12 protein-coding genes are annotated in these 13,661 nt (G+C 41.1%); 7 read left to right on the forward strand and 5 right to left on the reverse strand.

Annotated features, from left to right (window positions below):
• Positions 1–21: 21 nt before the first annotated feature.
• The 3 genes from MSWHS_RS03035 to MSWHS_RS03045 form a co-directional block, all read right to left on the reverse strand.
• On the reverse strand, positions 22–876 hold the full coding sequence (locus MSWHS_RS03035; protein ID WP_048125941.1) for a CBS domain-containing protein: 855 nt from the start codon (positions 874–876) through the stop codon (positions 22–24).
• A gap of 84 nt (positions 877–960) precedes the next feature.
• The gene (locus MSWHS_RS03040; protein ID WP_048125943.1) at positions 961–1,413 is read right to left on the reverse strand and encodes a universal stress protein; all 453 of its coding nucleotides are present in this window, start codon (positions 1,411–1,413) and stop codon (positions 961–963) included.
• A gap of 21 nt (positions 1,414–1,434) precedes the next feature.
• Positions 1,435–2,544, reverse strand: a complete 1,110-nt coding sequence (locus MSWHS_RS03045) for an amidohydrolase family protein (protein ID WP_048125944.1) — start codon at positions 2,542–2,544, stop codon at positions 1,435–1,437.
• A 1,156-nt stretch (positions 2,545–3,700) separates the two neighbouring features.
• On the opposite strand from MSWHS_RS03045, the gene MSWHS_RS03050 reads away from it, so the two are divergent.
• Positions 3,701–4,027 carry a DUF167 domain-containing protein gene (locus tag MSWHS_RS03050; RefSeq protein ID WP_048130189.1) on the forward strand — a complete coding sequence of 109 codons (327 nt, stop codon included), beginning with the start codon at positions 3,701–3,703 and terminating at the stop codon, positions 4,025–4,027.
• Between the two features lie 67 nt (positions 4,028–4,094).
• Positions 4,095–4,529: a toprim domain-containing protein gene (locus MSWHS_RS03055; protein WP_048125946.1), complete on the forward strand. Its 435-nt coding sequence runs from the start codon at positions 4,095–4,097 to the stop codon at positions 4,527–4,529.
• Positions 4,530–4,783: 254 nt separating this feature from the next.
• On the opposite strand, the gene MSWHS_RS03060 is transcribed toward MSWHS_RS03055, so the two are convergent.
• On the reverse strand, positions 4,784–5,200 hold the full coding sequence (locus MSWHS_RS03060; protein WP_048125948.1) for a DUF356 domain-containing protein: 417 nt from the start codon (positions 5,198–5,200) through the stop codon (positions 4,784–4,786).
• An 892-nt stretch (positions 5,201–6,092) separates the two neighbouring features.
• On the opposite strand from MSWHS_RS03060, the gene MSWHS_RS03065 reads away from it, so the two are divergent.
• The 3 genes from MSWHS_RS03065 (at position 6,093) to proC (ending at position 9,625) form a co-directional block, all read left to right on the forward strand.
• Positions 6,093–7,436: a glutamate-5-semialdehyde dehydrogenase gene (locus tag MSWHS_RS03065; protein WP_048125950.1), complete on the forward strand. Its 1,344-nt coding sequence runs from the start codon at positions 6,093–6,095 to the stop codon at positions 7,434–7,436.
• 138 nt (positions 7,437–7,574) lie between these two features.
• Positions 7,575–8,732, forward strand: a complete 1,158-nt coding sequence (gene proB / locus MSWHS_RS03070; protein WP_048158735.1) for a glutamate 5-kinase — start codon at positions 7,575–7,577, stop codon at positions 8,730–8,732.
• Positions 8,733–8,812: 80 nt separating this feature from the next.
• Positions 8,813–9,625 (forward strand): pyrroline-5-carboxylate reductase, encoded by an 813-nt coding sequence (gene proC / locus MSWHS_RS03075; protein ID WP_048125954.1) that lies wholly within the window; start codon positions 8,813–8,815, stop codon positions 9,623–9,625.
• A gap of 730 nt (positions 9,626–10,355) precedes the next feature.
• Here proC and MSWHS_RS03080 read toward each other — a convergent pair.
• The gene (locus MSWHS_RS03080; protein ID WP_048125956.1) at positions 10,356–11,015 is read right to left on the reverse strand and encodes a peroxiredoxin; all 660 of its coding nucleotides are present in this window, start codon (positions 11,013–11,015) and stop codon (positions 10,356–10,358) included.
• A 330-nt stretch (positions 11,016–11,345) separates the two neighbouring features.
• On the opposite strand from MSWHS_RS03080, the gene MSWHS_RS03085 reads away from it, so the two are divergent.
• Both MSWHS_RS03085 and MSWHS_RS03090 read left to right on the forward strand, forming a co-directional pair.
• A complete protein-coding gene (locus MSWHS_RS03085) occupies positions 11,346–12,326 on the forward strand; it encodes a DUF523 and DUF1722 domain-containing protein (protein WP_048125958.1) in 981 nt (326 codons plus the stop codon).
• A 38-nt stretch (positions 12,327–12,364) separates the two neighbouring features.
• Positions 12,365–13,456 carry a hypothetical protein gene (locus MSWHS_RS03090; RefSeq protein WP_048125960.1) on the forward strand — a complete coding sequence of 364 codons (1,092 nt, stop codon included), beginning with the start codon at positions 12,365–12,367 and terminating at the stop codon, positions 13,454–13,456.
• The last annotated feature ends 205 nt before the right edge of the window (positions 13,457–13,661 follow it).

Genomic DNA, 13,661 nt, shown 5'->3' on the forward strand with positions numbered 1-13,661 from the left:
AGGCATGCATTTTAGCCTGGTTTATTCCGATTCTATCAGGGGCTTCAGGAGGTCATGGTCTCTTAAGAGACCCTGAAGCTTGCGGTTTGAATTAATGATTGGTATCTGGTCGATCCGGTTACGTTTCATTTTTCTTGCGCAGTCGCTGACAGATGCAATATATGTAGCTGTGATCGGTTCCCGGATCATGATGTCACTTCCAATCAGATTGGGGACCTTGATCCTGGACACGCTGTAGTAAATGCTCATGGTATCCCTCATGGATTCCCAGGTCCAGGCATCGTCATCCTGGCCTGCGGACATATCCGACATCTCCACGCTGTCTTCAATAACGCTTGCAGAGATAACGTCCCTGTCCGAGATAATCCCTATGAGTTCCAGGGTAGCATCAAGAACAGGCACAGCCTTGACCCCGGCAAGTTCCATGATCCTGGCTACAACAGGCAAAGGCGTATCACTGAAGATTGCAACTACTTCCTTTTCCACATAGTCCTTGATAGGAATGTCGATATTCATATCCGCAATTGTGCCTACAACGTCTGCAACCGTAACAAGCCCCACGAGTTTTCCATCATCGACGACCGGAAGTCTTCTAATACCGTGCTGCAGAAGCAGGCGTGCGGCAGTCTGCAGGTCCGATCCAGGGGATATGGTTATCGGGTCTCGTGTCATAAGAAGGGCCAGTTGTTCTTCTTCAGGGTTTTGTAACAGGTTTGTCCTGGTTACGATTCCTACTACTTTGGAATCTTTTAGTACCGGGACTCCTGAGATATGTTTATTCTTAAGAATTTTAAGAACTTCGTCCCTGGAACCTGGCAGGGTAGCGCATGCTACGTCCCTTACCATGATATCTTCTATGAAGATGTTTTTTGGCATATGATCTACACCTGTGTTGTCCTCTGAATCTTGGATTTTTTGATTATCGATACTTCTTCAAAAGGCTTCCAGTTGATAGCAATATCAGCTTGTTTCTCCACTCCGAACGACCATTACCGGAACTGTTGAGCCTCTAACTACCTTTTCTGCAACACTTCCCATAAGGAATCTGTCAAGTCCGGTTTTTCCGAGTGTTCCCATAACTATCAGGTCAACATTGTTATTCTCTGCGAACTCGAGAATCTCATTACTTGGGTGCCCTTCTTCGAGTACCTCCTTTACATCCACGCCTGCGGCATCTCCCTGTTTTTTCACTTCTGAGACTGCCTTTTCCCCTTCTTTCTTCAGGATTTCGTACATTGCTTCCCATCCGGTATCCATTGGTATTGACGAAAAAGAAGATGTGTCCACTACGTAAAGTGCGTGAACTGTAGCCCCACTGATTTTTGCAATTTCAATTCCGTAAGAAATTGCCTTCTGGTTATTCGCAGATCCGTCTGTTGCAATTACTATGTTCCGGTAAAATTCGCTCGTCATGTCTCTCTCTCTCCATTTGCTTTACGAATGAAGTACCGCTAATATATCATCGGGCCTCGCCCTCTTTGTGATTCCACTTATCGGGTTCTTTATCCCTGCCAGATTATTTGAATTCCCATTCAGGATCATCACATTAGCTTTATTCCCCTTTTCTATAGAACCCGTGGAGTCTGGCCCCATTACAAAAGAACCATTAAGTGTGCAAATTTTAAATACTTGTCTATCCTCGATCGAAAAGACTTTGGACATGAATTCCATTTCAGCAAACATATTTACAGAGTTTAACATTACATTATCTGTCCCTGCTGCTACCCTAATTCCAGCCTCAAGCATTTCAGCTATCGGTGCCATTCCCACCCCCGTTATGAAGTTTGACCTCGGGCAGACCACAACTGGAACTTTGGTCTGAGCTACTTCATCCAGGTCTTTTTTTGTGGCATGTGTTAGATGAACCAACAGGTCTGGCTCCAGGGAGAGGGCATTTTCAATGTCATTTCTGTTCTTTTCCCCTGCATGGATTGCAAAGAACTTTTTTCGATCTCGTGTGCAGGCTGTAATCTCCTGCAAGAGTTCCATATCGAGATCATTTGCTCCACTCATTCCAAGTCCATCAGAATGCAATAAAACCCTTCTTACTTCGGCAAGCACCATTTCCAGAGGTAACTGGGGTTCTGTAGGTCTACCAAATATGAGGGAATGCAGGTCCAGTCCCTCAAGAGCTTTATTCAGGGCTGCAACTCCTACAACTCCTCCTTCTCTAAAATCCGCAAAAGCACAGGTTCCGGTCTCAATCATATCCAGGAGAGACTTTTTAATGTACTCGATAAGTATTTTATAAGAAGTCTCCCTAAGAACCCTATGTTTTAATCCATCCGGCGGCTTTACCAGGGAGTCAAGATCTCTCTTGACCCGAAAACCGTAAGTTTTTCCCAGGGGTGGGTCTTTGCAAACTGAATCTCCGAGATGGGTGTGGGCATTGACAAAACAGGGCGCTATTATGTTTGTAGAACATGTATGCTCTTCTCCAATTTCCGTGATAATCCCGTTTTTAACACAGATGTACCCCTCTATAGGGTTCAGTTCAGAGCCTGCAATAATTTTTCCGGGAATTATCTGTTCAGTGCCGTACATATATATGCACTTCCGCTGCTCATCAAACGCCTGTGCTCAGTTTATGGAAGACCAATCATATACATCATATATATCTTTTCCTTAAGCCCTTTTTACAGTACTCAGACATTTTCTCTGTTTCGGACATGCCAGGACATTTTTCCTATTTTTTAAGCGGCTTCCTACAGATATATTCATATGATGAATATGTACATGAAGAATATTCATATGATGAATATGTACATGAAGAATATTCATATGATGAATATGCACATGAAGAGGTTCTTTTTACCGGCATATTTATAAGTTAGTATATATATATAACCATCAGTCGCATTGTATAGGTCCTTGCATGAGATAATGGAAAATCCTAACTATGAGTGTACAGACAACCCCAATGTGATACATCGATAGTGTGACACTGCTCGGCACGAGGGTAACTGAAAGGGACTGCGGAAAACCAGAGGATGAGCTTTCGGAGTTAGTGCGTCCGGGCTACAGCACTATTCTATATAAATCTTTTTTAACTCTAAGGCGAGAAATCCTCTTCCTCGACAGCTGAAGGCTGGCAGGTGAGGGATGAAAGCCGTCAACTTCTACAAAACAACAGTAACATAATTATTTATACGTATTGTTTTATAAATACAGTAATTGTCGGGAATCCAGTTACTCATTTATAGGAAGAAGTGTAAAACCCATGAAATCTTAATTTCATGGGATATAAGCGTCAACTTCTTCAACATTATTTTTGATATTCGTTGCCTTTTGATATTCGTTGCCTTCATATGTACCATCGTCTAATATTATATTAGATTAAGGCATGTGAAAACCAAGCAACCTTTTTCCAAAAGTTTGTCATCAGGCTCGATAGGTCTTGAATAAATCCACTGTACCAAGTTCGTATTCATGTAAAGCCTAAACGGACGAATGGACAGAACTCAGTAGGGATGGTATAGCCCGAATTAACGTAGTACTTACGCACTTGAATTGAAAAATCATGCACATGCGGACTCGTCAACATTATTTAAGTTTATTCAGTTAAGTCTTTCTCGCTCGTGGTATTAAATTCAACTGCGTAAATCCTACAACGCTCATGGAGATATCGATGGTCTTCTATGAAATGAGAAGCCGCCAAGTCTTTAGCTTAGGGGTAGTTCACATATATAACTTCTAAATGATGATACATATGTCCTTCGAAGAGGCAATAAAAGCTCTGGATTCCGGTATTATAATTGATATCGAAGTTACCCCGGGTTCCAGATTGCTTTCTGTTCCCAGCGGTTATAATGAATGGCGCAGGAGAATTGAAGTGAAACTGACTAAAAATGCCCAGAAAGGAAAGGCAAATGAACAACTTATTGAAAGCCTTGCCGAACTCTTTGGTATCAGCAGTTCAGATATCCTGATAAATAGTGGAACTACAAGCAGCAAAAAATCTTTACTGATTAAAGGGGTTTCCTATCAACGGGCAGTTCTGGTTTTGGGAACCCATTTAAAAGAGTGAAAACAGGATTTAAGGAAATGATTTCAAACTTATATCCCCTGTTTAATGAAAAAGGTTGCAGAATAACGTGACTGATCTTGAAATTTACAGAAAAAGGCTGGAAAGAATTGAAGGGCTACTCTCAGAACTTTCAGAACATTCTGAAAGGGGAGCAGTGATTATTGTTGAGGGAAAAAGAGATATTCTTTCCATGAAACGGCTTGGCATTGAGGGTAACTTTGAGCTTGCAACCCGTCACCCTCTTTTTAATTTTTCTGAAAGAATAGCTAAACTCGGTTGCGAAGTTATCATACTCACGGACTGGGATCGGAGAGGTGACCTGCTTGCTGTCAAACTTTCTGAATACTTTGGTAACTTCGGAATAAAGCCTGAACTCCAGATCCGGAAAAAACTGAAGTTAATAACACAAAAAGAAATTAAAGATGTGGAAAGCCTGTATACTTACGTTTCCAAGCTAAGGTCAAAGACAGGCTCATCTTTAGATCCGGAATACGAAACATGAGACTCGAAACTAATAGACCACCTGCAGATTCCAGAAGTATAAACTGATCTCAAAGGGATATTGCAAGAAGAAAAATCTGAACAAAAATTATGCTAAAAGTCAGCTATCTAAAAGTCACTATCTAAAAGTCACTATCTAAAAGTCAGGATCTAAATAAGAGAGTTCTCTTTTTCTTAACATATTTCTGAAAAATAGAACAAGAGTAAAAATATAAAATAAATTAATATTTGCTCTAGCCTGAAAAAGAGAACCTTTTATTCTTTATGCATCGGATTGGATGATTCTCCTTTCTCCTGAATCATATCCATACTTTGTGGATTTTTTTGGTGATTAAATGTTCTGTCAAATTCCGGATATTTTAAAAACTTGCCAGCCAGCTCTTCAAACATTTTATGCCTTGGACTGATAATAATTATATGTGCAGGGGGGTGAATCTTCTTCAACCTGCTAATAGCCGCTCCAGCGTGGTTATTTAACTCCACAAGGGCTGCAGAGTTGCATTTTGACTTGAGTGATACGCCCATCACACTTACAAGAAGTTCATCAGCATAGTTAGGTTCTATACATTTTGGAGTCGCTGAAAATTGAATATGTCCGTATCGTTCTAGGTCATGTAATGCTATTTTTACTTTATCCGAGTCGTCTGCCCGGACTAACGCGAATGATTTCATTTTTTACACACCACCAATCTACAGAGTTATCCCCATTTCGATATGGATCTACCCCTATAATAAACTTTGTGTATGAAAAGGCTTAGTGGACGACCATGACTTTCCGGGCTAATGCGGCATCCTCATTACATCAATAATGTTAAAAATGACCAGTTCCGGGGTCGTATTATTTTGTCCGCCTTTTTTATTATGCAGAATATGCTCAAAAATTACAGGGGATTCCACAATTTCTTTTTTCAAGATTTCGTATGCGCTTCCGTGAAATAAAGTCGCATATTCTATAGTTATATGCATCGTATATATATTCGTTTTGAAATAATATTTTACTAACAGGAGAACTTTATCTTAAATCCTATTTAGTTGAGTTTTTAATAAATGATTTTTTTACTTTTAATAATATAATATTCTCTTGTTGATCCTGTAAACTACATCTTTTAATTTTTCTGTTTCAGCATAAATGGAGATATTTTTCCGGGCTAATTATGAAGTCGGGGAATATTCCAGCTTCAAGCGGATTTTTATTCTCTATCTAAATATTATTTTTTATTAAATAAAATAGTATTAATATAAACTTAACTACTTGATTCTGTCATATGAGCCAAAAATTGCTTTGCTAAATGGTATCTTTTATTTAGAACCTTGCCATATCATATACCGAAACGGCATACAAAAATATTTATCATAGGACTCTCTGGGTTCTTTTTTCATCTCCGTGCATGAAAAAACTCAAATATTCTGTGGACCGAGTTCTTTCTCTTATAATCTCATTAATTACATTTTAAGTAGACCTTTGACCCGGTAAGTTTGGTTTAATAAATCGGATTCTGTTTAAGAGCCTGTTACCAGCCTATCCGGTTGAAGCATTCAGGGTTTACATAAAGACGGTGAATATATGGCTGAAGATATTGAAACGAAAGTGATTAAGGCAAAAAAAGCTTCAATTGAGCTTTCCGATGTAAGCGAAGAGATCAAAAATAGGGCTCTCGAAGCTATGGCAGAAGCCCTGGATAGGGAAAGAAAAACTATCATCGAGGCAAATTTAAAGGACCTTGAATATGCAGCCGGACTAAAAAAAGCCGGGAAGCTCACTCAGGCTCTTGTTGACCGGCTTAAGGTCACTGATTCAAAGGTTGACGGGATGATCGCAGGAATCAGGGATGTAATTAGGCTCAAAGACCCTGTAGGGGACACTCTTTCCACACTCGAGCTGGATAATGATCTTATCCTCTATCAGGTTAGCTGTCCTATAGGGCTAATAGGAGTAATTTTTGAATCCCGACCTGACGTAGTGCCTCAGGTAATGTCTCTTTGTCTGAAGAGCGGAAATGCAACAATTTTTAAAGGCGGAAGTGAAGCCAGGGAATCAAACCGCACAATTTTCGAAATTCTTGTAAAAGCCATCGAATCCACCGAGGGAATGCCGAAAGGAGCCTTCCAGCTAATGGAAACCAGAGAAGAGATCATGAGCCTTCTAAGCCTTGATGCTTATGTCGACCTCCTGATCCCCAGAGGCTCCAATGAGTTTGTCAAGTTCATTCAAGATAATACAAAAATCCCGGTACTCGGACACACAAGCGGGATCTGTCATATCTATGTGGACGAATTTGCAGATCTGGACACAGCCTGGAAAGTCTGTTTTGATTCTAAAGTCCAGTACCCTGCGGTATGCAACGCCATTGAAACTCTCCTTGTAAACCGCAGGATTGCAGAAGTTTTCCTGCCTAAGATGGCAGAAATGTATATTGGTGCAGGAGTGGAACTGCGCTGTGATGAGGACAGCTATTCCCTGCTTGTAAAAAAGAGGCTTTCTACCCTTTCAAAGGCTACCGAAGAAGACTGGGGCCTCGAATATAACGACCTTATCCTTTCAATAAAACTCGTAGATACCATAAAGGAAGCAATTGGCCATATAAACACATTTGGTTCCCATCACACCGATGGAATAATCACGGAAAATGCTTTCCAGAGAAAAGAGTTCATAGGGCTTGTTGACTCTTCAAGTGTTATGGTGAATGCCTCAACCCGTTTTGCGGACGGCTACCGTTATGGGAAAGGTGCTGAAGTTGGAATCAGTACGAACAAGATTCACTCCCGTGGACCTGTTGGCATGGAAGGGCTGCTTATTTACAAGTATATTCTTATGGGTAAAGGGCAGGTTGTTGCCGACTATGCTGGAGAAAACGCAAAACCCTATACTCACAGGAAGCTTGATCTTAAGTTTAAGGATGTGAATTAATACATTCTAGAATATTTATGATATATTTATATATTTGAATTGAAATACCAGCGCAGGTTAAGTGCAAAAATCGGAAATCCTGACTGCAGCTGAGATTATCTGCAGCCATTTTCCAAATAAACTTAAGAGGCACTTCCATTGACAGATAGAAAACAATTCTTTCGTGATGTTAATAAAATCGTTATTAAGATTGGAACTTCTTCGCTCACCAGAAAAGGCTGCGATCATACAAGGGAAAACTGCAACATTGACCCGTTCTTCATGGAAAGAATCGCAGCTCAGGTATCCGAGCTTCGAAAACAGGGAAAAGAAGTAATCCTTGTAAGTTCGGGAGCGATAGGTGTCGGGCTTAACGAGCTGGGCATAGACCCTAAACCCCGTGAGATCCCTATAAGGCAGGCCGCTGCAGCTGTAGGGCAGAGTATACTGATGCAGGACTGGATCAGGGCTTTTTCCAGGTACGGGATGAAAGTAGCCCAGATACTTCTGACCTACGAATTCTATTCCGATCGCGTAACCTACCTTAACCTGAGAAACAGCATTTCGACCCTTTTGGAGTATGGGGTCGTCCCGATAATAAACGAAAACGACTGTACCTGTACAAACGAGATTGAGGCAATCTTCGGGGACAATGACAAACTCTCTGCAATGGTTGCAAGCAAAATTGATGCCGACATCCTGATCATCCTTTCAGATATTGACGGTCTCTTTGACAGGAACCCAAAAACACATAGTGATGCGAGACTGCTGACTCTTGTAAAAAATATCACACCCGAAATCGAGAGCTACGGGGGAGACCCTACAAGCTTCAAGGGTGTAGGGGGAATGCGGACCAAGATAAAAGCTGCAAAGATCTGTAGCATGGCAGGCTGCTATGTAGTAATCGCAAACAGTGATATAGAGGATGTTATCCTGAAGATTCTTTCTGGAGAAGAGATCGGAACTCTTTTCCTTGCTGAGAGGCATATTCAGAAAAACCGTGCCCGCTGGATTATTCTTTCCAGGGCTTCAGGTACTGTTCGTGTGGACGTCGGAGCGAAAGTTGCAGTTCTGGGAAAAAACAGTCTCCTTCCGGCAGGCATTGTGGATATTGAGGGAACTTTTGACAGGGGAGACGTCGTGAAGCTCGAGTGTGAAGGCAGGGTCTTTGCAAAAGGAATTACGGACTATACCTCTGAAGAACTTATCAAAATAAAAGGAGCCCAGACAAATCAGATTGAAAATATCCTGGGCTATAGTAATTATAATAATGTTATAAAGAAAGAAAATATCGGCATACTGGAAGAGTTTAACTAAACCCACCAGACTCAGGAAGATTTAATGGGCCTCTTCTGGCCCTGGAAACTATTATTATCGATCATGAGGAGATTTCATATATGACAGATCAAAAAATAGGATTCATCGGGGCAGGGAAAATGGGCTCTGCTCTCATGAAAGGCATCATTAAAGCTGGAATCGTAAAGCCTGAAAATATCGGTGCAAGTGATGTATACGAGCCCTTTTTGAAAGAGCTGCAGGCAAATCTGGGTATCCGGGTGTCAACTGAAAACACTGTTATCGTCCGGGAATCGGACATTCTTATCCTTGCAGTAAAACCCCAGACACTGGGCTCGGTGCTCGCAAATCTGAGGAATGAGATTACTTCAGAAAAACTCTTGATATCAATTGCTGCAGGAGTGCCTCTTTCTACCTATGAAGATGCTCTTCTTGAAGGTACAAGGGTTGTGCGCGTGATGCCAAACATAGCAGCGACAGTTTCTGAAGCTGCTTCAGGGATTTCCCTTGGAAAGAATGCTACTCCCGAAGACCTGAAAGTTGCCCTTGAGATCTTTTCTGCGGTCGGCACAGCAGTCCAGGTGCCGGAATCTCTTATGGATGCAGTAACAGGGCTTTCGGGAAGCGGACCTGCGTTCATTTTCCCGGTTATTGAAGCAATGGCTGATGGGGCTGTCCTTGAGGGGATGGATAGAAAGAGTGCCCTTACTCTTGCAGCCCAGACTGTACTTGGAGCCGCAAAAATGGCGCTTGAAACAGGCATGCACCCCGGAGAACTCAAAGATATGGTTACATCTCCTGCCGGAACTACCATTCAGGGGATTCACGCTCTTGAAGAAGCCGGAATCAGGGCTGCCTTTATGAATGCCGTTATAAAGGCAAGTGAACGTTCAAAGGAACTTGGGAAAAAATAAACTCCGATTCTTTCCTTCCTTCTCTTATTTTCTATTATTCATTTTTTTTATAGGTTTTCAAAACGTAAATTTATCCCGATAAAATTCGGTTTAGGGTAAATCCATTCTTTTTTTCTACCTTTTAACCTTTTTCTTGCTTATTGAATTTAATTTTTCATTAATAGTTAATGATCATTTATGTTAAATATCCGTAAATATTATATATCAGTGTATTCAATATTGTCTATATCTAATAATCAGGCTGAACAAATCAGGCTGAACATGAAAGATTGGGGTTAACGGGGGTCATACTTCCTATCCATGTCCAGTTTTCAGTTATATAAACATTCAGTTATATAATCATTCAAACCCTGTAGAGTTCTATGCAGGTTCTCCAGGGTTACAAATTTTCCCATTAATAGTGACGTTAGTCAGTTATAACAACATTCGTCAGCGAACTGAGATAATCAAGTTAGAAAATCACGGTTACTTGAAAACTAAAATGAGCAAAAGATCAACTACGTCTGAACTAAATATTCAAGTTTTTCATGCTGAGGTTTTATGAATAATAAATTGCGATAAATTATGGTGAAACGGAGTTTTGGACCTTCTTCGTTCACCATTGGGGAATCTCTTATGGGGGTAAGAGGTTCCTCTTCAAATTTATTCTATTTTTATCTTTGCCTAATCTCTTATTCTCTGCGAGATTACTCTTGAAAAAAGGAAAATAATGAGATTTATTATTTTTAACTTACTTTTTGCTATCTTTTTTCAGGCATATAAACCAATCAAGGCAGCACTTGCCTTCTTCTGTTTTTCCAAGCCTTTCTTTTACTGCTTCCATCGTATTTGGAGGCGGAATAATAACGTCTTCTCCTGGCTGCCAGTTCGCAGGGGTTGCAACTTTTTCTGCTGTATTTTTCTGCAGTGCGATCACGATCCTCTTGATCTCCTGCATATTCCTTCCGGTTGACTGTGGATAGTAGAGTATTGTCCTGATTTTTGCCTCCGGATCAATAATAAATACGGCTCTTACAGCCTGGGTGGTCGAGGTTTTTGGCTGGATCATGCCATATTTTTTCGCGACATCCATCTTCAGGTCTTCTATCACCGGGAATTTTATCTCGAGATTCTTCATCCCTTTATATTCGATTTTCTCTTCTATTCGCTTAAGCCAGGCAATATGGGAAAAGACGCTGTCTATGGAGAGTCCTATAAGTTCTGTGTTCATTTCCCTGAATTCTTCCTGCATACTGGCAAAGGTCATGAATTCTGTAGTGCATACGGGCGTGAAGTCTGCAGGGTGACTGAACAGGATTACCCATTTTCCTTTATAGTCCTCGGGGAAATTGATCGTTCCCTGTGTGGTCACTGCGGTAAATGAAGGGGCATCATCTCCAATGAGAGGCATACGTATCTGTTCGGGTTCTGTTTCTGTGATGTTTTCACCTCATATTAAGACTGCAATATGTTTCCATTATCTAGAGCACGACTTCAGGTTATTGATACTGAATCTTGATATGCACTATCTGCTCCCTTAATCGTCCCCAAAAACTACCTTACTATTATTTTCGTTGCTATATATCTCTTACTAATAATGGCAGAATATCTCTTTTTTCTGGAAATACTGCATTTATAACCTTTTTTTATAATAGTTTCGTTTGTCTCCTGAATACGTCTCATGCCTTTTTTTGTCTGAAAAATAATTTATTCAAGCAACTCCTTTTTATATGGGGGTTAAATGAGAGAGTTTTCCAGGCCAAAGGTTGTTGTCAGCAGTTGTCTTGAATTCGACCACTGCCGATATAACGGAGATATGATTAGCAGTCCTGTTGTGGCAAAACTTAAGGAGTATGTTGATTTTTTGCCTGTCTGTGCAGAAGTAGAGATCGGGCTAGGAGTTCCGAGAAAGCCGGTGAGAATAGTCCTTGACAGAGGAGAACACAGGCTTGTTCAACCCTCCAGTGGGAAGGATGTCACCGAGGATATGAAATCTTTTTGCGCCCGTTTCCTTGACTCTATAGAATATGTGGACGGTTTTATCCTGAAATTCAGGTCTCCCTCCTGTGGGTTCAAGGACGTGAAGATTTACTCCTCTGCAGAGGGAAGAGGGTCAATTGGGAAAACTTCAGGGTACTTCGGGGGCGCAGTTCTGGAAAGATATCCTCTCCTCCCTATTGAGGATGAAGGCAGGCTCCGGAATGTACGGATAAAAGAACACTTTCTCACAAAACTTTTCACATTTGCTACTTTTCGAAAAGTAAAGGCTGAAGGTAGTGTTAAAGATCTAATAAGCTTCCATAAGGAGAACAAGTTACTTCTAATGGCTTACAGCCAGGTAGAGCTCAGTAAATTAGGGGGGATTGCCGCAAATAGAGAAGGCACACCCTTCGAACAGCTAGCTTCCGAATATGAGGAACACCTGTACAAAGCTCTCTCCAGTGCTCCCAGATACACCTCAAACATCAATGTGTTAATGCACGCATTCGGGTATTTTTCGGATGAACTTTTGAGCCGTGAGAAGGCCCTGTTTTTAGACTGGGTTCAGAAGTACAGGGAAGGAAAGGCATCCTTTTGTCCTGCAATAAATACAATCAGGTCCTGGATTGTACGGTTTGGGAACGACTACCTTATGCATCAGACCTTTTTCGAACCGTATCCTGAAGACTTGATGGAACTGAATCCTATAGAATCTCACTTAAGAGATGATCTCTGGAAATGAGGTTTTATTAATAAGGTATTTCAGGATGGACGTTAATCATGAAAGCTAGAATTAAACTAATTTCTCTTTTTTTACTCGTTTATCTGGTCGGGGTTTATTTCTTCTGGCCTTTTTCTGAGATCTCCGGGGATTCTGGCAATAAAGGGATACAGAATAACCAGCAGGGGGCAGAAAATAAGAATGTCGGATCTTCCAGCAGCCTGGTCGCGGAAGAATCCGTAGCTCCGGGGAAATCTTCCCGAACTTACTTATGGAACTATGAAGGCTACAGATGGAGCCTTACTTTACTTCTTGACGATAAACTTTATGACGCGTATAAGTCAAGGACGCGCAAAAGGGAATATGACCTTTTTGCTTCTGACCCGTACGATGACCGTTTGATAAAAAATATTGCAGATACCCTTCTTTCCCTTTCAAAAGAGTATGGGCTTGAAGAAAACAAGGTTCCCGGGCTTTGTGTTTCTTTTGTCCAGTCCCTGAACTACACTTCAGACTTTGCAAGTTCCGGATATGACCAGTACCCCCGGTTTCCTTATGAGACCCTTTATGATAACGGAGGGGACTGTGAGGATACCTCTGTCCTTTCCGTAGCAATCCTGCAGGAGATGGGTTATGATGTTGTCCTTCTCAGACTCCCGGAGCATATGGCACTCGGAATAAAATGTGATCCTAAAACAAAAGGCAGAAGTTTCGAATATACTAACAATCATTACTACTATCTGGAGACTACAGGAAGCAACTGGCAGGTAGGGGAGATGCCTGAGGAGTATAAAGATGAGCCAGTTCAGGTCATCCCTGTGTATAGAAGACCTCTTGTTAATCTTGATTTCAAGGCTCAGTGCGAGTATTCAAAAAAAGAAGGGATAGTGGACGTTAACGTTACTCTGAGAAATGTGGGGTCCGAAATAGCTGAAAATACCACTATTTATGTTGCCCTTCAGGCTGATGATGAAAGCTGGGCATGGGACCAGATAGAAAGCGATCCTGTAAATGTCGAACCTGAAGAAGCTTACCAGTTTGTTGCAAAAGGGCTTAGAGTTCCCGGAGGCAAGACATTCAGGGTGTATGTGAGGGCTATCGGGGAAAACCTGTTCTCTGAAGAGATAATGAGTGAATGGGTAAGTATCTGAGAAAAAATTCAGTTCTGATTCATAGACCAAGTTCAAAGCCTGAAATTTCGGGGAATTTTGACAAACTCCAAAAATTGGAGAGTCATTTATTGGAGAGTCACTTATAAATCTTATATAAATAATATATTATAAGTGGAAAAATTAGATAAAACTCGATATAATTAGAGGACTGGATATTTTTCAGGGAACTTAGAATGTTTCCCTG

Origin of the sequence: Methanosarcina sp. WWM596 (genome assembly GCF_000969965.1) — an archaeon.
Taxonomy (GTDB): Archaea; Halobacteriota; Methanosarcinia; order Methanosarcinales; family Methanosarcinaceae; genus Methanosarcina.